Source organism: Exiguobacterium sp. TNDT2 (assembly GCF_003331145.1).
GTDB lineage: Bacteria > Bacillota > Bacilli > Exiguobacteriales > Exiguobacteriaceae > Exiguobacterium.
This window is the reverse complement of the sequence record NZ_QLVE01000023.1, coordinates 41447-63767: the sequence shown is the minus strand read 5'-3', so window position 1 is coordinate 63767 and position 22321 is coordinate 41447. Positions and strand designations below refer to the sequence as shown.

At 55.0% G+C, this 22321-nt stretch carries 25 protein-coding genes; 9 read left to right on the top strand and 16 right to left on the bottom strand.

The genetic code is table 11. The features are described 5' to 3' along the window. Positions 1–4 precede the first annotated feature (4 nt). The 7 genes from DPV68_RS11400 to pulA form a co-directional block, all read right to left on the bottom strand. Positions 5–919 carry a DUF5996 family protein gene (locus DPV68_RS11400; RefSeq protein ID WP_114166930.1) on the bottom strand — a complete coding sequence of 305 codons (915 nt, stop codon included), beginning with the start codon at positions 917–919 and terminating at the stop codon, positions 5–7. A 103-nt stretch (positions 920–1022) separates the two neighbouring features. Further along, positions 1023–1346 (bottom strand): thioredoxin family protein, encoded by a 324-nt coding sequence (locus tag DPV68_RS11395; protein WP_114166929.1) that lies wholly within the window; start codon positions 1344–1346, stop codon positions 1023–1025. 20 nt (positions 1347–1366) lie between these two features. Then, positions 1367–2218: a DegV family protein gene (locus DPV68_RS11390; protein ID WP_114166928.1), complete on the bottom strand. Its 852-nt coding sequence runs from the start codon at positions 2216–2218 to the stop codon at positions 1367–1369. 132 nt (positions 2219–2350) lie between these two features. Continuing rightward, positions 2351–2767, bottom strand: coding sequence for an RDD family protein (locus DPV68_RS11385; RefSeq protein WP_232819618.1), 417 nt, complete (start codon positions 2765–2767; stop codon positions 2351–2353). An 18-nt stretch (positions 2768–2785) separates the two neighbouring features. Then, positions 2786–3859 carry a nitric oxide synthase oxygenase gene (locus tag DPV68_RS11380; RefSeq protein WP_114166926.1) on the bottom strand — a complete coding sequence of 358 codons (1074 nt, stop codon included), beginning with the start codon at positions 3857–3859 and terminating at the stop codon, positions 2786–2788. Positions 3860–3965: 106 nt separating this feature from the next. Beyond that, positions 3966–4535 (bottom strand): hypothetical protein, encoded by a 570-nt coding sequence (locus DPV68_RS11375; protein ID WP_114166925.1) that lies wholly within the window; start codon positions 4533–4535, stop codon positions 3966–3968. A gap of 167 nt (positions 4536–4702) precedes the next feature. Continuing rightward, positions 4703–7624 carry a type I pullulanase gene (gene pulA, locus DPV68_RS11370; RefSeq protein ID WP_114166924.1) on the bottom strand — a complete coding sequence of 974 codons (2922 nt, stop codon included), beginning with the start codon at positions 7622–7624 and terminating at the stop codon, positions 4703–4705. A 214-nt stretch (positions 7625–7838) separates the two neighbouring features. Between pulA and DPV68_RS11365 the strand changes: the two genes are divergently transcribed. Beyond that, positions 7839–8969 (top strand): GGDEF domain-containing protein, encoded by a 1131-nt coding sequence (locus DPV68_RS11365; protein ID WP_114166923.1) that lies wholly within the window; start codon positions 7839–7841, stop codon positions 8967–8969. Positions 8970–8996: 27 nt separating this feature from the next. On the opposite strand, the gene DPV68_RS11360 is transcribed toward DPV68_RS11365, so the two are convergent. From DPV68_RS11360 to DPV68_RS11330, 7 genes are all read right to left on the bottom strand, one after another. Next, positions 8997–9566, bottom strand: coding sequence for a hypothetical protein (locus DPV68_RS11360; RefSeq protein ID WP_114166922.1), 570 nt, complete (start codon positions 9564–9566; stop codon positions 8997–8999). 64 nt (positions 9567–9630) lie between these two features. Next, positions 9631–11289, bottom strand: a complete 1659-nt coding sequence (locus DPV68_RS11355) for an FAD-dependent oxidoreductase (RefSeq protein ID WP_114166921.1) — start codon at positions 11287–11289, stop codon at positions 9631–9633. 12 nt (positions 11290–11301) lie between these two features. Continuing rightward, a complete protein-coding gene (locus DPV68_RS11350; RefSeq protein WP_114166920.1) occupies positions 11302–12588 on the bottom strand; it encodes an arsenic transporter in 1287 nt (428 codons plus the stop codon). Positions 12589–12618: 30 nt separating this feature from the next. Further along, positions 12619–12897 (bottom strand): Fe-S cluster assembly protein HesB, encoded by a 279-nt coding sequence (locus tag DPV68_RS11345; RefSeq protein ID WP_114166919.1) that lies wholly within the window; start codon positions 12895–12897, stop codon positions 12619–12621. After that, on the bottom strand, positions 12894–14651 hold the full coding sequence (gene arsA, locus DPV68_RS11340) for an arsenical pump-driving ATPase (RefSeq protein ID WP_114166918.1): 1758 nt from the start codon (positions 14649–14651) through the stop codon (positions 12894–12896). Before arsA ends, DPV68_RS11345 begins: the two co-directional genes overlap by 4 nt. Positions 14652–14665: 14 nt before the next feature. Next, positions 14666–15025, bottom strand: coding sequence for an arsenite efflux transporter metallochaperone ArsD (gene arsD, locus DPV68_RS11335; protein ID WP_114166917.1), 360 nt, complete (start codon positions 15023–15025; stop codon positions 14666–14668). A gap of 13 nt (positions 15026–15038) precedes the next feature. Further along, on the bottom strand, positions 15039–15356 hold the full coding sequence (locus DPV68_RS11330) for an ArsR/SmtB family transcription factor (protein WP_114166916.1): 318 nt from the start codon (positions 15354–15356) through the stop codon (positions 15039–15041). Positions 15357–15580: 224 nt separating this feature from the next. Between DPV68_RS11330 and DPV68_RS11325 the strand changes: the two genes are divergently transcribed. The 6 genes from DPV68_RS11325 to DPV68_RS11300 all read left to right on the top strand — a co-directional run bounded on the left by DPV68_RS11325 (position 15581) and on the right by DPV68_RS11300 (position 20539). Next, positions 15581–17062, top strand: a complete 1482-nt coding sequence (locus tag DPV68_RS11325; protein ID WP_114166915.1) for a SulP family inorganic anion transporter — start codon at positions 15581–15583, stop codon at positions 17060–17062. 106 nt (positions 17063–17168) lie between these two features. Then, positions 17169–17582 (top strand): universal stress protein, encoded by a 414-nt coding sequence (locus DPV68_RS11320; protein ID WP_114166914.1) that lies wholly within the window; start codon positions 17169–17171, stop codon positions 17580–17582. A 106-nt stretch (positions 17583–17688) separates the two neighbouring features. Further along, complete coding sequence (locus DPV68_RS11315; protein ID WP_084592848.1) at positions 17689–17892, top strand: PLD nuclease N-terminal domain-containing protein; 204 nt, start codon at positions 17689–17691, stop codon at positions 17890–17892. Next, positions 17889–18737 (top strand): ABC transporter ATP-binding protein, encoded by an 849-nt coding sequence (locus DPV68_RS11310; RefSeq protein ID WP_114166913.1) that lies wholly within the window; start codon positions 17889–17891, stop codon positions 18735–18737. Before DPV68_RS11315 ends, DPV68_RS11310 begins: the two co-directional genes overlap by 4 nt. Positions 18738–18814: 77 nt before the next feature. Beyond that, positions 18815–19495 carry an ABC transporter permease subunit gene (locus DPV68_RS11305; protein WP_232819617.1) on the top strand — a complete coding sequence of 227 codons (681 nt, stop codon included), beginning with the start codon at positions 18815–18817 and terminating at the stop codon, positions 19493–19495. 123 nt (positions 19496–19618) lie between these two features. Continuing rightward, positions 19619–20539, top strand: coding sequence for a CAP domain-containing protein (locus DPV68_RS11300; protein ID WP_114166912.1), 921 nt, complete (start codon positions 19619–19621; stop codon positions 20537–20539). Between the two features lie 41 nt (positions 20540–20580). On the opposite strand, the gene DPV68_RS11295 is transcribed toward DPV68_RS11300, so the two are convergent. Continuing rightward, positions 20581–20778, bottom strand: a complete 198-nt coding sequence (locus DPV68_RS11295) for a CsbD family protein (protein ID WP_114166911.1) — start codon at positions 20776–20778, stop codon at positions 20581–20583. 55 nt (positions 20779–20833) lie between these two features. Further along, a complete protein-coding gene (locus DPV68_RS11290) occupies positions 20834–21232 on the bottom strand; it encodes a hypothetical protein (protein ID WP_114166910.1) in 399 nt (132 codons plus the stop codon). Between the two features lie 146 nt (positions 21233–21378). Between DPV68_RS11290 and DPV68_RS15075 the strand changes: the two genes are divergently transcribed. Beyond that, entirely contained in the window at positions 21379–21657 is a 279-nt protein-coding gene (locus tag DPV68_RS15075; RefSeq protein WP_232819616.1) for an ATP-binding cassette domain-containing protein, read from the top strand. Beyond that, the gene (locus tag DPV68_RS11285) at positions 21654–22316 is read left to right on the top strand and encodes an ABC transporter ATP-binding protein (protein WP_370447075.1); all 663 of its coding nucleotides are present in this window, start codon (positions 21654–21656) and stop codon (positions 22314–22316) included. Before DPV68_RS15075 ends, DPV68_RS11285 begins: the two co-directional genes overlap by 4 nt. Positions 22317–22321 lie beyond the last annotated feature (5 nt).

Sequence of the window (22321 nt, the reverse complement as noted above, 5' to 3'; positions counted from 1 at the left end):
GAGCTCACAGACTTTCTTCTGCGGGCTCTTGTTTTGCTTGCGGCGGCATATTAAGCGACAAGAAATAGTGCGCGCATCCTTCCCATCTGAGCTGCTCACTCAACAGATCGAACGACGTTCGGAAGAACACTTGGACATCACCTGGCGTCACGTGCCCAAGCGACAAGAAACATTCGCTCATCTTGGCGTCGTAGTAGGCGTCCGCAGGTTGAATCCGCTCCGAGGCGAGCTCAGTGTATTGGAACGGATACGGCAAGATAAAGAACATCGGCACGTCGACGGATGCATCCCCGAGCCAAAAGCCGAACTCGATCATGTGCTCGTCGAACGCCGCCTTCTCGATCAGTTTGTCTTCCAGGAACGGCTCGGACTTCCCGTAGATGATGATGGACGAGACGTCGAACGTGCCCCAAAATAAGGCAGGTTTCACTTTTCGGCATCGGAGCGGGGCGAGGAACGTCGCTTGTTCCCGCGCAGCGTATTGGAACAGGCGCACTCCTTTCAGCGCGGCATCGGCATCGTAAGCGAGCGACGCCTCATCCCGGTCCAAGTAGCGAAGTTCTCGCATCTCCTGCGTCTTCGGATTGAGGATAAGATGGATGCCAGACGCTTGAAGCGTACCGAGAATTTCTGTGTAATACGTTTTGAGCGATTTTCCGTCCTCAAGCGGAAACATCGTTCGATTGGACTCGACTTGCACCGTGATGATTCCAGCCGCGACATCAACGTCGATTTCGAACAGCGTCCCCCCGCTCCAAAGCGGACCGGTCGAAAATCCGGTCACGGTGAGCGGCAACGTGACGTGGGCCCACTGTGGTTCTTGCGGGGCGAGCCCGAGTTTGATTTTCCCGAGAATTTGCGACACGAGATGGAGCGTGAGCTTCGTGTCCGCCCATTCGGAGTGGCGAATGATGTCCATAGTGCTTCCTCATTTCTTCATTCAAAAAAGTGACGCAACTACTTTCCCGATTCCCTGTCTAAGGCGCAAACAACCAAAAAATCCACAGACGGTGTCTGTGGATTCAGCCGCGCATCTCCTGGAGACGCTCGAGTTGATGCGTCAGTTCGCCGATTGGCACGAACCGGGCCCGGCGAAGCGTTTCTCTTCCGCCGAGGAAAAACAGGACGACCGGGACGGTGAAAATCGAATAGGCGCCGGCGATTTCCGGTACCTCGTCCGAATCAATGGCGACCGCCTCGATATCGGGGAACTCCGTCAGCATCGCCTCGACTTGCGGTTTGAGCGAGTGGCAGACACTGCAGGTCGGATGCGAGACATAGACGAGCAATTGGTCCGTGCCCGCAATCCGGTCTTGTAGCGCCGAAAGTGTGGTGACAGCTTCCATCAGACTCCCTCCTGTTCTGGTTATGCGTCGAGCCAGAGAATCCCGACCGTCTCAAAACCGGCGTGGACCGCGATCGACGGACAGAAACGCGTCTTGACGATTTCAAGATCCGGCATTCTTGCTTGGATGAGCGCAATCAAATCCGATTGCATGTCTGGCGCGAGTGCCGTCTGGACGAAGACGCGGTTATTGCGAATCCCGTTCGCGGCGTGGCGGCGTTCGAGCTCGGTCACCATCTCAGCGTACGCTTTCTTGAGCGACCGCGCTTTTTTGAAAGGAATGACTTTCCCGGTCTCATCGAGCGTGATAATCGGTTTGATGTTCAAGATGTTGGCGAGGAACATCTCGCCGGACGAGACACGACCGCCGCGGCGCATCGTCTCCATGTTGCCGATGATCATGAAGAAGTTCTTCTTGTCGCGCCACGCCTCGAGCAAGGCGACAATCTCTTCAGCTGATTTCCCTTCGGCCTCAGCGGCAAGTCCGAGACGGACGAGCTCTTGCTGCGCTTCGAGCGCCGCATGCGAGTCGACCGTGTACACTTTGAAGCCGGCCGCCTCAGCCGCCGCGCTCGAGTTTTTTACGGTCGAGCTCAAGCCGTTCGAGCAATGCACGGCGATGGCGCAGTCATACCCTTCTTCTTTCAAACGCTCATAGCGAGCGATGAAGTCGCCGAAAATCGGCTGTGACGTCTTCGCCTCTTTCTTTTGGTCGATCATGTAGCGGTGCAAGTCCTCGATTGACAAGTCGACCTCACTGTAGCCGCTGCCGTCGACAATTAGTTGAATTGGGACGATATCGACACCGAGACGGGCCGCCTCTTCTTTCGAGAAATTGGCCATACTGTCGGTAATCCATGCGATTTTGGTCATAACAAAAATCCTCCGTTGCTCGTTCAATTTTTTCCTACTTTATTATACCTTATTTTTCGGATTCGTTCCTTCTCGACCGATTCCCGTGAAAAAAGACAGGCGACGCATCATCGCTCTGTCTCAGCCTTCGACTTATCGGGTCGAAATCAACTTCGTATGGGCAAACTCATCATGCGGCAATTCTGTCGCTTTGCCTGACTTGATTTGTTGCAACGCCTTCAGGAGCGGCAATCCGAGCGTCGCGGGATAGACGACGTCTTTATAAAGCGTCCGCTTCACGACTTGCTCGAGCGAGAGCGGGCGTCCGTCCTGACTCACGACTTTAATGCCGACGACTCGGTCGCCGATCGTCTGTCCGTTTTTGCTCAACAGGAAATAGACTTCACCGGCCATCGTCACGAGCGTCGGTAAATAGTAACGTTTCACTTTTTTACCGGGCCGCAATTTTTTCCGAATCGCCTTCTCGACGAGTTTCGCCGGTGTCTGAAAAATAAATTGATCGATTTGACTCGCAACGGCTCGTTTCCAAATCGGGACTGCCACGTTCATCATCCTCTCATTTCGGTTCTAGGCTTTAGATTCCTCTTTTGCCAACGCTTGAAACGCAGAAAACGGACAACCGGAGCGCGCAAATAAATTCGGCGTCACAATTTCGTCATTGTAGTGACGATGGAACACGTGCGTCGCGGCCGGTGACAACGGCGGGATGAGCCAGCTCCATTGACCGGTCACGTCACGTCCGGCGTCACGCTCGTTCTTCTCGAACCGGTTGAACTGCTTCGCCGCCGTGTGGTGGTCGACAATCGTCACCCCGGCCTGCTCGAACGACTGCAGGACGGCGACGTTCAATTCGACAAGGGCCCGATCGCGCCAAAGCGTCCGTTCTTTCGACGTATCGAGCCCGAGCGACGCGCCGACGAGCGGCAATAGATTATAGCGGTCCGAATCGGCCAAGTTGCGCGCCCCGATCTCCGTCTCCATATACCAGCCGTTGAACGGGACCGACGTGAAGCGCAAGCCCCCGATCTCAAGTTCCATGTCGGCGATGGCCGGGACGGCGTGCCATTTGATCGTTCGTCCGTCGAACAAGTCGTACGCCTCATGCCGAATCTCGATTTCGAGCACTGCGTCGTCTGGCAGTTCATGGAGTCGGACCTCACGCCCGTCGGTGATCAGGAGCGGCAAAACGTCGAATGCAGTCCCCGGCCCGACCCATCCGAGTCGCTCGGCCTGCCTCGTGATCGTCAGCGATAACGGGTCGCCGATGATGCCATCTTCCGTCTCATATGCGGCATAGCGGATGAGTTGGGTGTTCAAGAGCCGAAACTCGTTCGGGAGCACGGTCATCGTCGAGCGAACCTTCCCGTCGTTCGTCGCGTAGCGCAGATGGCTGACGAGCGCCTCAAACACCTCGTCGAACGTCGTCACGTGCCGTGCGTCCCGGACGGTGAGCGTCTGCCAAAACAGACGGCCGATGCATCGGTTCGAGTTTCGCCAGGCGAGCTTCGCGCCTGCCGTCAACTCTTCGGTCGTGAGCGTGTACGTCCCCGTCCGCTCTAGCTCGACGGCGATCGCCTCGAGCCGGTCCGTATAATCGCCTTCAAGTTGTGAGAAAAAGTGTCGGGCTGCCTCGATGTCCATATCGTCAATCTCCTCTATCTTTAGTCTGTCCTTCTCATCTTAGAGAAAATCGCTCCGAGTTTCCACCTGTGACATACAAAAAAAGCGAGCCAGTGAAGGCTCGCACTCATTCTGTCTGATCAATCAAGTCTTTCGCTTTTTGAATCGTGAAGCCTCGCGGTTTCTCACTTTCTAAGGCGGTCAATCGTTTCTCGAGTTCGACCGTCTGTTCATAGGACGCCTCGTATTGATAAAGCCCGTTGGCAAGTTCGGTCAGACGCGTCACTTGGATCGGGAACGGTGCCATCCCGTCATCTAACAAGATGACGAGGCTCAGGTCACTGTCGACCGGCAGGCGGATTGACGCGTAAAAGGCAATCGTCTTGAAGCCGCGCCGCATGATGACGATCGGTGATGTGCCGACCGCGACGTCTTGGTCGCGCAGGCGTATGATCGTGATACCGGCGTGAATCAAGCGGCTCGAGGACGGAATCGTCTCGACATATTCCTCGATCGGGGTCAGCGTGCCCGCCTCGAGCGCCGCCTCGAACGCGCCCCGGTCGTCCTCATGAATCAGGTTTCGGAAGTCCTCTCGTTTCATATTCGCGAGCTGTCGCTTCGTCAAACCGAGCAGGTTCCCAGTCTGCGGGGTCGGAAGAAGCCCATTTCCACCACTCCCCGGTGTGACGTCCGTCACAAAAATATCGTATTACCTTGATTATATAAGACGGGAACGATCAAACAGGTATCTGTTTTTGAAAATAAGGGGAATAATCCCTCTTTTGTATATATTTTCAAATTAATGTCATTATTTTTAACCCTTGCAAAAAGACCACGCACTCGATTGAGCCGTGGTCTCCCGTTTTAGCGTTGTTTCACGACGACCGAGCCGTAAGCCGGTACATCGATTGAGCCTGAGACGCGTTTAATCGTCTTCGTGCCCGCTTGTTTGCCATCGACGATGAGGTTCCATTGCCCGCTCGGCAATTTCACTTTGACCGTCTTGGCGTTGGCGTTGTGCGTGATGAACAAGTCTTTCTTCTGGCCTGGCGCTTTGTCATCGATCGAGTAGCTGATGACGTTCGCTTCGGCTTTGTAGAATTTCAAGTTTTTCTTCACGTCCACCGCTTTCGTCATGCGAAGACCTGGGTTGTCTTTACGCATCTCGATCAAGCCTTTCATGTACTGGACGTCCGCCTTACGGTCAGCGGCCCGTTTCCAGTCCATTTGGTTGATGCGATCCGGTGATTTGTACGAGTTGTGGTCGCCTTCTTTCGTGCGCATGAACTCTTGACCGGCATGGATGAACGTCGTTCCTTGGCTCGTCAAGAGAATGCTCGACGCGAGACGGTGCATCTTCGTGCGGTCCGCTTCCGACGTTTCTGGGTTCGTGAGTTCGAGCTTGTCCCAGAGCGTGTGGTTGTCGTGCGCTTCGACGTATGTGATCGCTTGCGTCGGTTCTTTCGTGAAGCCTTTGATGTCGGCGCTATAGTCGATTTCGCCGACGATTCCCGTCTTGATGCGGTTCTCAAGGCCGGCTTTACCATTGATGAAGCCGTTGTCCGTGTCGACGAAGACACTGCCTTTCAAGCCGTCGCGGATGTTGTCGTTGAAGTGTGCGACGCCTGGCATCTTGTAGGCGTTCTTTTGGTTCGCCTTGAGTGCCGGGTCGAGCGGTGTGCTGAGGTCCCACCCTTCGCCGAAGATGAGGATGGAAGGATCCACTTTGTTCAACGCCGAACGGACTTGGTTCATCGTCTTGACGTCATGGATGCCCATGAGGTCGAAACGGAACCCGTCCCAATGGTATTCTTTTGCCCAATAGACGACCGAGTCGACGATGAGCTTCTGCATCATCTTGCGTTCCGACGCGGTGTCGTTGCCGACGCCCGTTCCGTTCGCGAAGTCGCCGCCTTCAGTGTAACGATAGTAGTATCCTGGGACGATCTTGTGCAAGTTCGACGCCTGCGCATCGAACATGTGGTTATAGACGACGTCCATGACGGCGCGCAAGTTGTTGTCATGGAGCCCTTGGATCATTTGTTTCATCTCGCGAATCCGGACTTTGGCGTCATACGGGTTCGTCGAGTATGAGCCTTCCGGCGCGTTATAGTTTTTCGGGTCATAGCCCCAGTTGTACGATGCATCCGGTTTCGTCTCATCGACCGAGGCCGTGTTGTAGTCGTATACCGGAATGAACTGGACGTGCGTGACGCCGAGGTCTTTAATATGGTCGAGGCCTGTCTTCGTCGCTGTCTTCTTGCCGTTGACGAGGAGACGTGTCCCCGGCTCGACGACGCCGAGATATTTGCCTTTGTTCGTGATGCCTGAGTCATACTTGTCTGACGTGACGTCAAAGATTGACAAGTCGCGGACGTGCGTCTCATAGATGATGGCATCTGTCCGTTTCGCCAATTTCGGTTTCATCGAGTTCCAACGTTTCGGCTTCGTCTCGTTCAAGTCGACGACGACCCCTTGGTCCCCGTTCACACCGACCGCCGTCGCGTACGGGTCGACCGCGCGGACGCTGCCTGACGCGTGCTTGACGTTGTACGTATAGCCAATGCCATCCAAGTCGCCGCGTACTTCAGCAACCCACGTGCCGCGCTCGCCACGCTTCATCGAAATCGTCTTCTTCAAGTCTTTATCTGAAGCAGGACGCGTTTTCGGCATGTTCCATAGTTCGAGCTTGACGTCTTGAGCCGTCGGGGCCCACAGGACGAACTGTGATTTTGAGTGCTTGTATGTCACGCCGAGCTTGCCGTCATAGGCGTACTTCGCATCGAACTCCGGTGAACGGAGGACGTCGCCCGCTTGGAGCACTTTATCTCCGAACGTCGAATGTTTCGCCGTGATGACCGCCGCCAAGTCGATATCGGCACTGAAGCGGACCGTGACCGATTTGTCGCCTGATTTCTCAACCGACTCGACCGTCGCACCTTCGACCGTCAATTCGCTCAAGAACGTCTCATCGATGACGCGATTGAGCGTGAGTTTCGCTTGACGGAACGTATCCGCCTCGAACGAGACGATTTTCGGCGAGCGGTCAATAACTGGTTCTGAGTAGTAAATCGTCGAATCCCCTTCGACGAGCCAAATTTCTTTCGCCGTGCTGAGTGCGAACCGGTCTTCGCCGTCTTTCTCGGCCCATTCTCCTTTTTTCGTGACGAGCCCGATAAGTTTCTTCGCTTCCGGGTTCGGGAACTTCACGTTCGCCACACCGCCGAAGGCGTCCGTCTCATCGAAGGTGATGCTTTGCCCGTCTCCACCGTCCGGCCAGGTCCAAAGACCCCAGTCGGTGTATGTATTGTCGTAACGGAAATAGTGAACTTTCATATCCACATCCGTTGCTGCCGTCTCCCCGTCCGGGTTCGACGTATAGATCTTCGAGTCGCCTGACTTGATCCACACTTCTGCAACGCCGTCTTTAATCATATCGCTCGTGATGAAACGGTCGTTCTCCGACCCTTTATCTTTCTCCCAGTTGTCCGTACGGACGATGAGACCGAGCTTTTCTGGTGAGTCGACCGGGAATTCATAGGCCGCCACCTTGCCGAAGTCGTCCTCGCCGTTAAAGGCGAAGGCTTTGTTCGGGAAGTAATCTGGGTTATTCGCCCAAAGCCATAAGTTCCAATCCGTTTGATTGTCCGGTGCCTCTTGATAGTGGACGACGACGAGCGTCGACTTGCCTTTATCGAGAGCGGACGATGACATCGGAAACATCGAGAACACTAGTGCAAACGTTAGCACAACTGCCCATGCCTGTTTCCATCGTTTGTTGACCATGTGGGTCCCTCCTTGTAGCATCAAATTAGGAAAACGCTTACACAAAAATTGTAAACGTTTCCTTCCTTGAATTCAATGTTTTTCTAGACAAACACCTAACACCTTCCACTTTACGTAAACGGTTGGTGAACATCCTTTTTTTGACATGCAAAAAACGATTGCATTATTGCCAGTTTGGCCTGTATATAGAAGTTAGAGGAGGAATTTTATACATATGTCACTTACGAATCTCATCAATAACTTGATTGCAAATGCGAGTCTGTTGCTCGTCGGCCTATATATCATTTCACGTCTCACGAATCTCGGTGTGACGACGAAGCTCCCGCTCCGGCGGCAAGTCACCATCTCCTTCTTACTCGCCGGGCTATCCATCGTGATCACTCTCCACGGCGTGTTGTGGAACGCGCAAGCCGACTTTCAATACGGGTTTGTCCCTATCATCATGTCGGCGCTCTACTTCGGCCTGCCGGGTGTACGCATCACGTATGTCGCGAGCATTCTCGTCTTGCCGTTCATTTTGACCGAGACGCTTTTGTTGATCACGTTTCTCGACTACACGCTCGCCGCATCGGTCGCTGTCGCTTTCCTATGGTTCCGTGAACGAATCAAGCCGGCGCGGGACATCCGAATCGTCAATGCGATCAGCCTCGGATTCATCTCGTTGTTCTCATTGTTAAACGTCAGCAATTATAATCAAATCGAAACGTATGTGATGACGCTCCTCGCCTTCATCACCATCGGGTACTCGGCCGGATTCCTGCTCCATATCGTCTACGGGGGCATCCATAAAATCCAACGCTCGGAACGGCTCATCTCGAAATATAAAGAAGCGGCTTTCACCGACGCGTTGACCGGGCTTGGCAATCGTCGTCGCTTCGAAGAAGAGATGAAGCGGGTCGATGAAGAAGTGTTCAACGGGACACAAGATGTCGTCTTGCTCTTGCTCGACATCGATCATTTCAAATCGATCAATGATACGTATGGCCATGATGCCGGTGACGCCATCTTAGTCGAATTAGGAACTCGCTTGATGAAGACGGCGCGGGCTGATGACATGGTCTGCCGCAATGGCGGGGAAGAGTTTTCGGTACTCTTGGCGGACTGTTCGCTGTCGCAAGGGGTTGCCATCGGGAATCGCTATTTGCGCCAAATCGCTGAGGCGCCGTTCCGATTACCGGACGGCTCTGCGATCGACGTCATCGTCTCGATCGGGATTGCGAGCACGTCAGAAGCAAAAGTTGTCACGTCAAGCCGATTGGTCAAAAAAGCCGATATCGGACTATACGTCGCCAAGCGGAGCGGACGGAACCGGATCGGCAAATGGAATGAAAAGAAAGCGAACTAACCCCTGATGCGCGGCATCAAGGGCTCATTATAGTTTGTGCCATTCGTCAAGTGCTTCCAAATACCATCGATAGCTCAGCTTGAACTCTTCGTCCGTCACATCCGGCGGCCACATCGAGCGCGGGATCAGCCCCGTGAACTTTGCCCCTCCCGTATGCGCATAAATATAAGAGGCGACTTGGGTCGACATATCTCGTGTCAAAAAGCCTGTCACGAACTTTCCGTCCTTGCTTTCAAAGATGATGTCGAGCCGGCGTCCTTCCATCTCATCGAGAATCAACTGGTTGTAGCGCCGGTGCGCCTCGTCCTTATGGTTGTACACCATCCTACGTCGCGCGTTATCGTCACGTTCCCAACGGTGGTCTTTTTTCTCCTTCGCGGTAAAAATCTTATCGAGTATACGCGGATCATCAATCGTCAAGCAACAGAAGATATGGTCATACGACAACTGGTCGTCGTTCACCAAATCCATGATGTCCGTCTTCGGGATGATTCGTGCCTTGTAGCGGACCATCACCCGACGGACGACTTCTTCCTTCTCAAAGACGAGCCACTGCTTTCTCCGTTCGAACTTCTCATGTAACAGCTTATAGTTCATCTGATTCACCTCATGATTCAGCATACCAAAAAACGACGCCCGAGTGATTCGGACGCCGCTTGTTTCAATTCCCGTATTTTTTGAACAGTTGATAGTTCTTGTTTCCACCTGACAAGTTGTAGACGTCAGTGAAGCCAAGGTTGCGGAGCACGTTTTGGGCGGCGTTCCCCGTCACCCCGCCGTTGCAATAGACGACGGTCGGCTTTGTCTTATCGAGGTCGTTCGATGCCACCCGTAAATCACCGAGCGGGATGTTGACGGCGCAGTCGACGCACGCCTTCTCGAACTGCGAGGCTTTGCGTGTATCGATAATCTGCATGTCCTCACCCGCATCGATCCGCTTCTGCAGCTCGGCCGGCGTGATGAGTCGCGCCGATTGATCCATACTGTTCGCGAGCGCCATGCCCGTGTACATGACTGGATCTTTCGTCGTCGAGAACGGCGGCGCGTACGCGAGGTCGAGATGGAACAAGTCATCGACTTTCGCCTTGAACGTGATGGCCGTGACGAACACGTCGATACGCTTGTCGACACCTTCGAACCCGACGATTTGAACGCCGAGCAATTGGCGTGTCGCCCGGTCACCGATCGCTTTGATCGTCATGTCTTTCCCGCCCATATAGGCCGGCTTGTCCGGTTTCGTGTTATGGAGCACTTCGATGTCGTAGCCAAGTTCGCGTGCCTCACGTTCTGATAGACCGGTCTGCGCAACGGCTTGGCCAAACACTTTGAAGATGCCCGTCCCGAGGATGCCGCGGTGTTCAAGGTCGCCGCCCGTGATTAAATCACCGAGAGCGCGTCCCATTTTGTTCGCCGTCGAACCGAGCGGACGCCAAATCGGTTTACCCGTGACGAGCGAGAAGCTTTCGGCGACGTCACCGGCCGCATAGACGTTCTTCACGTTCGTCTCCATCCGCTCGTTGATGGCGATCGCACCCGTCTCCCCGATCGTCACCCCGATCGACTTCGCGAGTTGTGTGTTCGGACGGACGCCGACCGAGAGGATGACGAGATCCGTGTCGATCGCCTTACCGCTCTCCGTGACGACACGTTCGACGTGGCCGTCACCGATGAGTTCCGTCACCGTCTCACCGAGCATGAGCTCGATGCCGTTCTTCTCGAGGTGGTCCTCGACGCGGCACGCCATGTCCTTGTCGAGCGGCGGCATCACTTGCGGGAAACGCTCGATGACCGTCACATCGATGCCGCGCAGTTTAAGCTGCTCGGCCATCTCAAGACCGATAAAGCCGGCACCGATGATCGTCGCGTGTTTCGGGTTCGTCGCGTCGACGAAGTTTCGCGTCGCTTCCGCATTCTGAATGTTGCGGATCGGGAACACGTTGTCCGAGTCGACACCCGGTATCGGCGGAATGATGCTCGAGGCGCCTGTCGCGAGGACCAACGAATCATAGCTGTCCGTGAACGATTCACCCGTCTCGAGATTCTCGACTGTGATCGTCTGTGCGTCGGCGTCGATTGCCGTCACGTTATGGCGTGTCATGACGTCAAGTTGATAGCGCTTCTTGAAGAACGCCGCGTCACGAGGCGTCAAATCGTCACGCGATTCGACTTCGCCGCCGACGTAATACGGGATGCCACAACCTGAGTACGAGATATCGTAATCGCGGTCGTAAATCGTGATCTGTGCGTCTTCGTTGTTACGACGTGCTTTTGCCGCGACCGACGTACCGGCGGCGACTGAACCGATGATGACCAATTTCATAAAAAACACTCCTTAGTAAAGTAGTAGGCTGATATAGAGTCCGAGCAACGTGATGGCGAGCGTCGGGATCGTCAAGATGATCCCAACTTTAAAGTATTGACCCCAACCGATTTTAAGCCCTTTCGTACGGAGCACATGGAGCCATAACAATGTCGCGAGTGACCCGATCGGTGTGATCTTCGGACCGAGGTCGGACCCGATGACGTTCGCATAGATGAGCGCTTCCCGAATCTGACCGGTCGTAGTCGTCAAATCGATGGCGAGCGCGTCAATCATGACGGTCGGCATATTGTTCATGACCGATGACAAGATGGCGGCCAAGAAGCCCATCCCGAACGTGGCGCTGAAGGTGTTCACGGCGAACCAGTCGATGAAGTTGGCGAGCACTTGCGTCAGTCCAGCATTTTGCAGACCGTAGACGACGATATACATCCCGAGCGAGAAGAAGACGATCGCCCATGGCGCCCCGCGTAGTACGGACCGGGTCGGCACGGCCGGTGAACGGTTCGCCATGATGAGGAAGAACAGCGAGATGACGCCTGCGACGAGCGAGACCGGGATGCCGATGATATCACTTGTGAAGTATCCGATGACGAGAAGTGCGAGCACGACCCACGACAAGCGGAACATCTGATGGTCTTTGATGACCGAGGCCGGCTCGACGAGTTTCGATAAATCGTATTGCTTCGGAATGTCCTTTTTGAAATACAGATACAAGACGAGCAAACTTCCGGTGACGGCGAAGACGTTGACGAACACCATCCGCGCCGCATATTCGGCGAAACCGATGCCGAAGTAGTCGGCAGAGACAATGTTGACAAGGTTCGAGACGACGAACGGCAGACTCGCCGTATCAGCGATGAACCCGGACGCCATGACGTACGCCAAGACGACCGCATCCGGTAACTTGAGCGCCCGCACCATGGCGAGCACGATCGGTGTCAAGATGAGCGCCGCTCCGTCGTTGGCGAACAACGCCGCGACGAGCGCACCGAGTAACGTGATATAGACAAATAGCTTCACGCCGCCGCCTTTGGCGATGCGGGCCATATGTAAGGCAGCCCATTCAAAGAAACCAATCTCATCCAAGATGAGCGAGATGATGATGATCGCGATAAACGTGAACGTCGCGTTCCAAATGATGCCCCAAACGGTACCGACGTCATCCAAATTGACGACCCCAGTGAGTAAGGCGATGACCGCCATCCCCATCGCCGAGTAACCGATGCCGAGGCCTTTCGGTTGCTTGATGATGAGGAAAAGCGTCACTAAAAAGATGATACTAGTAATCCACTGCACAATGAGTTCCTCCAATAATTCTCTATTTGTTTAGCAAGTCTGTTGTAAGCCGCGAAGCACGAGGCTGACGCCGTCTTCTGTCGACTCGACGTCGAGCGTGACGTTCTCCGCCATCGCTTCGGCATCTTTCGCGACGGCGAACGTGAGACCGTCGAAGTCTTTCACGTCATCTGTCGTTTCCGGAGCCGCGACGACGAGACCGAGTGTCGGGCCACAGCACCCGGCTTCCGTACAGATGCGCACGGATTGAATCTCTTCCTCGGCCAGTGCCGCTTTCATAAAGTCGATCGCTTCATTCGTAACGTTCATGTAACTTCCTCCTTGAGTAGTTGTGACAGTGCCGGATAACCGACCGGCAGCTGTTCTTGCCATGCGAGTAACGTCGGGCGCGGATAGGCGTTCACACGCTCGAGCCAAGGCGCCTCGCTCGCGACTTTCGCCGTAAGCAGCTTGCTCGTCACGTCGAGCGGTGTGAACGATTGGTTGACGACCCAGGCGAACGGTTGAATCTCAGCCCGTTTCAAGTCAGCGACGAGCCGCTCTGCTTCATACACCGGTGTCGCTTCAGGAAGCGTCGTGATGACGACGTGCGTCTGTTTCGGGTCGCGCAGTTTCGGCAACAGCTCGCGGACCGCTTCCGGGACGACGCCGGTCGAGCGTTCGAGTTCGCGGTGATAGCTCTCCGTCGCATCCAAGAGGAGCAGCGTATGACCCGTCGGCGCCGTATCGATGACGACGAAGCGGTCTTTCGCTTTCGCCACTTGATCGGCGAAGGCGCGGAAGACGGCGATTTCTTCGGTGCACGGCGAACGCAAGTCCTCTTCGAGCATCATGCGTTGCTCGTCGTTCATATCCCCCGCTTCCCGGAACACATCCATCCGGTACTTCTCGATCTCGACTTTCGAGTCGATCGCATCGACGGTGAACGTATCCGGGACGTCCAACCCGATCGTAAAGGCGACATGCGCGGCCGGGTCCGTCGTCGTCAAATGGACGGCGTGCCCGCGCTCACTGAGCGCGACGACGACGAGCGAGGCGAGCGTCGTCTTGCCGACCCCGCCTTTCCCCATCGTCATGATGACGCTCGGTCCGTCCATCTCGATCTCGTCGACGAGACGATCGATGGATCCGTAACGGTTCGTGTCATAACGTGTGTCCGGGACGGCGACCGTCTCTCCGTTCACCCAGCGTCGGAGCGCCGGGACACCGACGAGGTTCTCATAGGCATACGGGAGTGTGAACGTCTCGAGGTCGGCGACACCGTCTGGAAGTTCACGGAGCGCTTGTTGTTGACGCTCGATGAACCGTTTCGTATAGCGGTCCGTCCCTTCTTCGACTGCGACGATGCCGTTGATAACGAGTTGCATCCGTTCGATCCCGATCGCGTGAAGTTCGGTCGCGGCTCGCGCCGCCTCGACGAGCGTCGACGTCTCGGGACGGGCGACGAGCAACAGCGTCGTTTCCTCGCCATCGGTGAGCGTCTCGACGGCCCGTTTATACTGCAGTTGCTTGTCAGCCAAACCCGCGAGCGGACCAAGGCAAGACGCACCGGTCGTGTTCGTCTCTAAAAATTCATCCCACGCACTTGGCAACGTCAATAACCGTAACGTGTGACCGGTCGGCGCCGTGTCAAAAATGACGTGATCGTACATTTCACGTGCCGACTCGGACGTCAACAGCTCGGTGAACTGGTCGAACGCCGCGATCTCGACCGTGCAGGCCCCCGATAGTTGCTCTTCCATCGACTGGATGGCTACGTCCGGCAACACGCCGCGATATGGTCCGACCATGCGTTCCATGTATTGTTGCGCCGCCTCTTCCGGGTCGAAGTTTGCGATGAACAGACCGGTTTCCGGGACGAGGCGCGGTGTCTCGTCAAGTTCCATCTCGAACACGTCTTGCAGGTTGCTCGCCGGATCGGTCGAGACGAGCAAGACACGTTTTCCGCGGTCAGCGAGCGTCAAGGCGAGACTCGACGCCGTCGATGTTTTGCCGACACCGCCTTTCCCGGTCAAAAATACGTAACGGGTCGGCTCGATTGTCGTGAAGTCAAAGCGATTCATTCTGACGCGCCTCCTTATTTTTTGAGCGTGATGCGCACTTTCGGTTTCTCGCCGTCTTGCATGGCGAACGCCTCGACCGGGAGTTCTGTCAATCGGGCGATCTCCTCGTTCGTCATATAGGTGCCCCGTTTGACGATTTCACCGTCGACGACGGTGAGCGGAAGTGTCTCGAGCCCGTTCGCGATTTCAGCTTGGACGTGGGCGTTCTCGACGAACCGATTCGGCTCGGAGGCGAGGTTATAACGGGCCACATCAAAGCCGCGTTGTTTCAATACATAATGGATGGTCGCGATCCGCGTCAGTTCCGGATCGATTGAAGGACCACAAAGTCCGGTCGGGCAGCACATGGCTGGTTCGAATACTTCAAGTTTCATCGTTGACTCCTCCTTAAATCGCACAGTCCGTTTCGCAGTCACAACTCGCATCAACCGTCTCGATGTTGTCGAGTAAATCGACGACGATCGTATAGAACGGACTCGTTTCATTCAACCGATAGTGAATCCATTGCTTGTCGCGGCGCTCCAACAACAGTCCTGCTTGCCGCATCATCTTCAAATGACGGCTGATGGCCGGTTGCGAGATGTCAAAACAGTCAACAAAACTGCAGGCACATTGCTCCCCGCCTTGCATCTGCTTGAGCATCGTCAAGCGGGTCGGGTCGGCGAGCACTTTGAGCACTTTACTTAAATCATCTACCGTATGCATCGTCATTCTCCTTCTCTGTATAACAAATCCGTTATATAACCTTTACGTTATGAAATTACCATAGTTTTTCATTCGAGGCAATTGTCATTTCAGAAAAAGTTCGGTATGATGAAACACGTTGTGAAACCATGTGTCGGTCGAACGACTTCTTTCATATAATGCGGCGTTTGATCTTCGTGAGACTCGGAGATCAAAGTCAAAAATATATAGAGAGGTGTGTTCTTTTGGAAAAATTGAATACGATTAAACAAGATTGGCTCGGCAACGTCCGGGCTGACGTCCTAGCTGGCTTCGTCGTCGCGCTCGCACTCATCCCTGAGGCGATCGCGTTCTCACTCATCGCGGGAGTCAACCCGATGGTCGGACTGTATGCCTCATTCATCATCGCCATGGTCATCTCGATCGCGGGCGGTCGTCCGGCCATGATTTCGGCCGCGACCGGTGCGATGGCCCTCGTCATCGTCTCGCTCGTCGCCGACTACGGGTTACAATATTTACTCGCCGCGGGGATTCTCGCCGGAATCATTCAAATTGCGCTCGGCTATTTCGGCATCGCCCGGTTGATGAAATTCATCCCGCGCGCCGTCATGGTCGGCTTCGTCAATGCGCTCGCGATTTTGATTTTCCAAGCGCAATTGTCGAACTTTGAAGGCGAGAGCTGGATCATCTGGGCCATCGTTGCCGCGTCACTCGCGATTATCTTCTTATTCCCGCGTGTCACAAAAGCGATTCCGGCCCCGCTCGTCGCCATCGTCGTCATGACGGTGCTCGCGATCACGCTCGGTCTTGATACGAAAAACATCGGTGATATGGGAACGATCTCAGCAACGCTACCGGAATTTTTATTCCCGAACGTCCCGTTGACGTTTGACACGTTGATGATCATCCTTCCTTACTCGATCTCCCTCGCCTTCGTCGGATTGATTGAGTCGCTATTGACGGCACAAATCGTCGATGACATGACAGGCACGGACTCGAACAAGAACCGCGAGTCGCGCGGTCAAGGGATTTCGAACATCATCGCCGGTTTCTTCGGCGGGATGCCAGGTTGTGCGATGATCGGCCAATCGGTCATCAACGTCTCGTCTGGTGCCCGCGGTCGTCTGTCGACGTTCGTCGCCGGACTCGCGTTGTTCCTCATGATCATGACGATGAGCGACATTTTGATGCTCATCCCGGTCGGCGCTCTCGTCGGCGTCATGTTCTTCGTCTCGTATGCGACGTTTGACTGGGGCTCGCTCAAAGCGATGCGTACCGCTCAAAAATCGGATACGGTCGTCATGCTCGTGACGGTGCTCGTGACGGTCATCACCCATGACTTGTCACTCGGTGTATTCGCCGGGATCTTGACCGCGGCGATCCTCTTCGCCGCAAAAATCTCGAAAGTCGAACTCGACCGTAGCGTGGACGCTGACCGTGCCCGCTACATCGTGATCGGTCAGCTCTTCTTCGCCTCGACGTCTGAGTTCGTCAATCAGTTCGATGTGACCGAAGACGCCGAAGCCGGTGTCAAACACGTCACGATCGACTTCTCGAATACGCATCTATGGGACGACTCGGCCATCGGTGCCATCGATAAAGTCGTCTTCAAGTATCGCGAAGTCGGGATCGAGCCGGAACTGTTGAACTTGAACAAAGATTCAGAGAAACTGCTCAATACGCTCGCGCTTCACTTGAAACAACAAGAAGCCAACGCCGGACATTGATTTGGCTCAGGGAGTGGACATTCGCGTTCACTCCTATTTATTTATCCATGGCCCTACAAAATCGCATATACTAAAAGTAGATCGTGTGAAAGAGGAGGACGTTTCAATGGGAAAAGTTTTTTTAGCAGCAGACGGATCTGCCCACTCGAAGCGGGCACTTGAGAAGGCAATCCAGCTCGCGAAGGCATCCGATGCATCAATCGACATCGTCCATGTCATCAGCGCCAAAGAATCAAAAGAAGCCGCACTCAACTCGACGGGAAAACTCGATCTCGAAGCAAAGCGCAAATTGATGTTACAACCGCTCTTCGACCAAGTGATCGCGGCCGGACTCGAGTATGAGTATATCGAACTTCGCGGTGAGCCGGACGTCGAGCTCGTCAAATACGCGAACCATCAACCGTACGAGTACGTCGTCGTCGGTTCACGCGGATTGAACACGTTCCAAGAGTTCGTCCTTGGCAGCGTCAGCCACAAGCTGGCCAAACGTGCTCTCGCCCCGGTCATCATCGTTAAATGATTGTCGCCCTTTCTTTGCGGAGAAAGGGCTTTTTTCTGTTCCATACAGGAGATAGATCCTAGGTGTGGAATGGATTAGTGAACTCATTTTTAAAGGAGGAACACAATTGGACATTGCCAATGACTCAAATCTATTGCTCATTTTATTGCCGCTGCTCGTGCTGCAACTCATCTTGCTCGTCGTCGCCTTGATCGACTTGCTCAAACGGCAAGAGACGAACGGACCGAAGTGGGTGTGGCTTCTCGTCATCCTGTTCATCAACATCCTCGGGCCGATCGTCTACTTCCTATGGGGACGGACGAAACGATGAACGTCACCAAACTGACGAAACGGTTCGGCGCGTTCACCGCGCTTGACGACGTCAGCTTCTCGCTCCGTCCCGGGTGTACGTCGCTCCTCGGTGAGAACGGGGCCGGCAAGACGACACTGCTCAACATGATCGCCCGCGTGACGACACCGACGTCAGGTCAAATCGTCGGTCACGACGCCATTCGCATCGGTTATTTGCCGCAGCGGCCGGCGCTCTACCCATCGCTCACCCCGGTCGAGACGATCCGTTATGCGGCCGAGTTGACCGGGGTAACGGGTGTCGACCCGGTCCATCTGCTGAAACGGGTCGGACTCGAGCCCGTCGATCGGCCAGCAGCCCACTTGTCCGGCGGGATGCGGCAACGGCTCGGCATCGCCCAGGCGCTCGTACATGACCCGGAGTTGTTATTGCTCGATGAACCGGTCTCCGCACTCGACCCGCGCGGCCGGCGCGAAGTACTCGACCTGTTAAGCGATTTGAAACGGGAGCGGATGATCCTCTATTCGACACATGTGCTCCCTGACGCCGAGGAAGCGAGCGACTGGGTGCTCTTGCTCCGGCAAGGACGTCTGCTCATGGAAGGGACCGTCACCGATTTGCTCGGCTCGAAGTCCTCGATTCAAGTCCGTCTATTCAACGACGTCGTGACGGAAGACGAATGGCGGACACTCCCGGGTGTCAGTCACGTCATCCGCTCTGGGACGACGTGGGAACTCGAGACGGATGCGAAAGACGTGACGGAACGGGCGCTACTCCAAATGTTCCTCGAACGTGGTTTAAGGCTCCAATCGCTCCACGTCGGGCATCCGTCACTCGAGTCGCTCTTCTTGGAGGTGAACGCCTGATGAGACTGGCCATCTTCAACCAAGAGTGGAAAGAGTCGTGGCGCAACAAGCGGCTCGTCTAGGTACCGATCGCCTTGATGTTACTTGCGGCGATGCAACCGCTCACGCTCTATTTCCTCCCGGACATCTTGGCCTCGGGCGGAAACCTACCGGACGGGGCGGTCATCGAGATCCCGACCCCGTCGCCGGAAGAAGTGCTCATGTCGGTGAGTGAACAGTTGCGGCAAATCGGATTGCTCGTCGTCCTCTTGTCCGCCATACACACGTTCAGCCACGAACGGTCGCTCGGCACGCTCGCCTGGCTCAAGTCACTGAAAATCCCGGCCACACGAATCGTCCTCAGCAAATGGGGCCATTATTCGCTCCTGGCCGTCATCGCGGTCGGACTCGCCCAACTGAGCGCGGCCTATTACACGATCGTCTTGTTCGACTCGTTCGATGTCACCGATTTCTTGGTCGCGACCGCACTGCTCATGCTCCATTTCGTCGTCCAGCTGTCGATTTTCTTCATGCTCGCGGCGCTCCTCGAGAGCGGACTCGTCGCCCTCGTCATCACGCTCGCTCTCCACTTTATCATGTCGCTCCTCCTCGGTTGGCTCGAGTGGGACTGGATGCCATGGCGGCTCGGCTCGTTATCGGCCGAATTGCTCATAGGCGAAAATTTACTCGTTTGGCCGATTGTCAGCGGCATCTTATTGATTGCCGTTACGTTATACATCGCCTCGAGACGGCTGTTGTTCATCAGCCGTTCATCTTGAACGTTAAGCATCAGAGCAGGCAGGCTCGGTGGAGTCTGCCTGTTTTTGTCATCAAACGGTAATATCCATCATCGTCCTATTCAATATATTATATGGTTATATAATCAAAAAGGAGTTCTCATCTTGAAACAAACAGCCTCAGTCCTTATAGCTGCCGCCCTTGCAACCGCGCTCACCTTTACGTCAGCGCCCCCTCTTTCTGTCAATCCGACAATCGTGGAAGCATCTTATCGTGAGACGACCGTCAATACGAAAGGGAGCGTCACGAACATCAGTCAGCTGCCGGTTCGCAAAACCCCATCGCTTTCGGCGACACGTCTCGGACTGATCAAACGCGACGGCACGATGACTGTCCGCACCGTATTTTATGTGAACGGAACGAAATGGTACAAGATTCAATGGGGATCGGGCTACGCGTACGTCCCGGCCGCATACGTCAACTTATCGACGGCGGAAGTCGCGTTCAAGAAGACGGCCTACATCGCTCCGTCGAGCGTCTATTTGAAGTCAAAACCGCTCACCTCGTCTTCGAACGTCGCCTTCTTGCGTCAAGGTGTGGAACTCGACACGAGTTCGTACCGCTATACCGGATCGACGCGCTGGTACAAAGTGACGACCGGGACGAAGACCGGCTATCTCATGGCAAAACACGTCACGTTCACGGCACCTGTGAGCGGCGTCTTGGCCGAGACGAACGAGGAGCGACGGTCAGCCGGTTTGTCGGCGCTCGCCGCAACGAGCGAGGCGAACCGTGTCGCCCAAGTCCGGGCCGACGAGATGGCACGGACGGGACAGTTCTCGCATCAGCTCCGTGAGAACGGGAGCCCAGGGAATACGCTCGATGCCTACAACGTCAGCTATCGCGGCTGGGGTGAGAACATTTATATGGGCTCGAGCGACCCCGCGCAAGCCGTGGACGCCTGGATGAACTCGACGGGCCACCGTGCCAACATCTTGAACGATAACTTCACCCACCTCGGTGTCGGCGCCGCCAAGAACGCGCAAGGGTCGACGATTCACGTCCAAATCTTTTTGACCAAATGAAAAAATGGGAAGTCGCATCATTCGCGACTTCCCGGTTTTTATTAGCGGCGTTCGTCTTTCAGGCTTTCAAGGTCTTGTTGAGCCTGGCCCATCTTGTCTTTAGCCGTCCCTTTCACTTGGTCTTTTTGACCTTCACGTTTGAGTGATCGATTGTCCGACGCATTGCCGACCGCTTCTTTCGCTTTGCCTGCCGCTTTATCGATCAAGCCATCGACTTTTTTGTTGAGTCCGTCTTTCATGTGAATCTCCTCCTCGTGATATCATGTCTAATTCATGTACCACTGTGAGGAAAACTCAAACATAATGTTCTTTGACGAGCACCCGGAAACGCGGTCGAACGGTCAGCTCGATCGTCGTCACCGTTCGGTTGCGGTCCTCGTTCATGACGATCAACAGCTCACCGTGGTCGCGCCGGTCCTCGAGCACCTCGACTTTCCCGACGGTGCGGAGGAGCTGATAATATAGCAACTCACCCGCCGCATCTTTGACGTTCACTTCGAACTCGTGATAACTCGGTGAGACTTTGAAATAAAACGATTCCGCCCCGTTCGAGAAGCGGAACACCGACTCGTCGTAATAGAACGGGAGTGTCGTGTCCATCCGTTTCGGCTCGACCGTACAAAACAATGCCCACGCCATCTCGTCCGGAAATTTCTCACTCGACTCTTCTTTATTGAACTGCCACTTTTTCATCACAATCCCTCACTTCAACCCCTATAAATTGTCCGAATAATTCGACTATTATAATTCATTCGGCATCTGGTTCGGAAGTTCCTGCAAACGGGAACAAAACCTTGTATGCTTTTTCACGTTCCTCATTTGAAAGGAGTTGCGTCCACGTGTCCATCATCGCGCTCGACCACGTCACGAAACGGTTCGGTGAGACGATTGCCTTGAACGACTTTTCACTTCACGTCGAGGTCGGCGAGCTGTTCGGCCTGCTCGGTCCGAACGGGGCCGGGAAGACGACCGCCATTTCCGTCATGCTGAACCTATATCCGGCCGACAGCGGCACCATCCGTATTTTCGACCACGCGATGCCAAAGGATGAACGGACGATCAAACGGCGCGTCGGCATCGTCCCGCAACACGTCTCCGTGTACGATCAGATCAACTGACCGTCTTTGAAAACATTCAATTTTTCGCTGAACTGTACGGCTTCAAACCGGCCGAGGCGAAACAAAAGACCGTGGCCGCCCTCGATTTCGTCGAACTCACGCCGCACCAAAAGAAACGTCCGCCGGAACTGTCCGGGGGGCTCATTCGTCGTCTCAACATCGCCTGTGGCATCGTCCATGAGCCGGAGCTCATCTTCATGGATGAGCCGACCGTCGCCATCGACCCACAGTCCCGCAATACCATCCTCGAGAACATCCGCGAGTTGAACCGCCGCGGGGCGACAATCATCTATACGTCCCACTATATGGAAGAAGTCGAGATGCTGTGCGACCGTGTCGCCATCGTCGATGAAGGACGGATTATTGCCGAGGGCACACAAGACGAGCTGAAAGACCAAGTCATGACGCTCGAGACGGCCCGAATCAAAGTAGACCCCCTCACCCCAGGCCTCCTCGAACGGCTCGAATCGCTCGAACGGGTAAAGAAAGTCGAATACGAGGAACCGTTCCTCGACGTGTCGCTCGAGAAGGACACCCCGCTCGCCCCGCTCCTTGATGTGCTCCATGACGAGCGGATCCGCTTCACCTCGATCACGGTCGACCGGCCGTCCTTGAATACCGTCTTTCTGGCCTTGACCGGCAAGACGCTGAGGGAGTGAGCGCG

Coding starts and splice junctions, on each gene's coding strand:
- DPV68_RS11400 (WP_114166930.1), bottom strand. CDS start 919: ATGGACATCATTCGCCACTCCGAATGGGCGGACACGAAGCTCACGCTC.
- DPV68_RS11395 (WP_114166929.1), bottom strand. CDS start 1,346: ATGGAAGCTGTCACCACACTTTCGGCGCTACAAGACCGGATTGCGGGC.
- DPV68_RS11390 (WP_114166928.1), bottom strand. CDS start 2,218: ATGACCAAAATCGCATGGATTACCGACAGTATGGCCAATTTCTCGAAA.
- DPV68_RS11385 (WP_232819618.1), bottom strand. CDS start 2,767: ATGAACGTGGCAGTCCCGATTTGGAAACGAGCCGTTGCGAGTCAAATC.
- DPV68_RS11380 (WP_114166926.1), bottom strand. CDS start 3,859: ATGGACATCGAGGCAGCCCGACACTTTTTCTCACAACTTGAAGGCGAT.
- pulA (WP_114166924.1), bottom strand. CDS start 7,624: ATGGTCAACAAACGATGGAAACAGGCATGGGCAGTTGTGCTAACGTTT.
- DPV68_RS11365 (WP_114166923.1), top strand. CDS start 7,839: ATGTCACTTACGAATCTCATCAATAACTTGATTGCAAATGCGAGTCTG.
- DPV68_RS11360 (WP_114166922.1), bottom strand. CDS start 9,566: ATGAACTATAAGCTGTTACATGAGAAGTTCGAACGGAGAAAGCAGTGG.
- DPV68_RS11355 (WP_114166921.1), bottom strand. CDS start 11,289: ATGAAATTGGTCATCATCGGTTCAGTCGCCGCCGGTACGTCGGTCGCG.
- DPV68_RS11345 (WP_114166919.1), bottom strand. CDS start 12,897: ATGAACGTTACGAATGAAGCGATCGACTTTATGAAAGCGGCACTGGCC.
- arsA (WP_114166918.1), bottom strand. CDS start 14,651: ATGAATCGCTTTGACTTCACGACAATCGAGCCGACCCGTTACGTATTT.
- arsD (WP_114166917.1), bottom strand. CDS start 15,025: ATGAAACTTGAAGTATTCGAACCAGCCATGTGCTGCCCGACCGGACTT.
- DPV68_RS11330 (WP_114166916.1), bottom strand. CDS start 15,356: ATGCATACGGTAGATGATTTAAGTAAAGTGCTCAAAGTGCTCGCCGAC.
- DPV68_RS11320 (WP_114166914.1), top strand. CDS start 17,169: ATGGGAAAAGTTTTTTTAGCAGCAGACGGATCTGCCCACTCGAAGCGG.
- DPV68_RS11310 (WP_114166913.1), top strand. CDS start 17,889: ATGAACGTCACCAAACTGACGAAACGGTTCGGCGCGTTCACCGCGCTT.
- DPV68_RS11305 (WP_232819617.1), top strand. CDS start 18,815: ATGTTACTTGCGGCGATGCAACCGCTCACGCTCTATTTCCTCCCGGAC.
- DPV68_RS11295 (WP_114166911.1), bottom strand. CDS start 20,778: ATGAAAGACGGACTCAACAAAAAAGTCGATGGCTTGATCGATAAAGCG.
- DPV68_RS11290 (WP_114166910.1), bottom strand. CDS start 21,232: ATGAAAAAGTGGCAGTTCAATAAAGAAGAGTCGAGTGAGAAATTTCCG.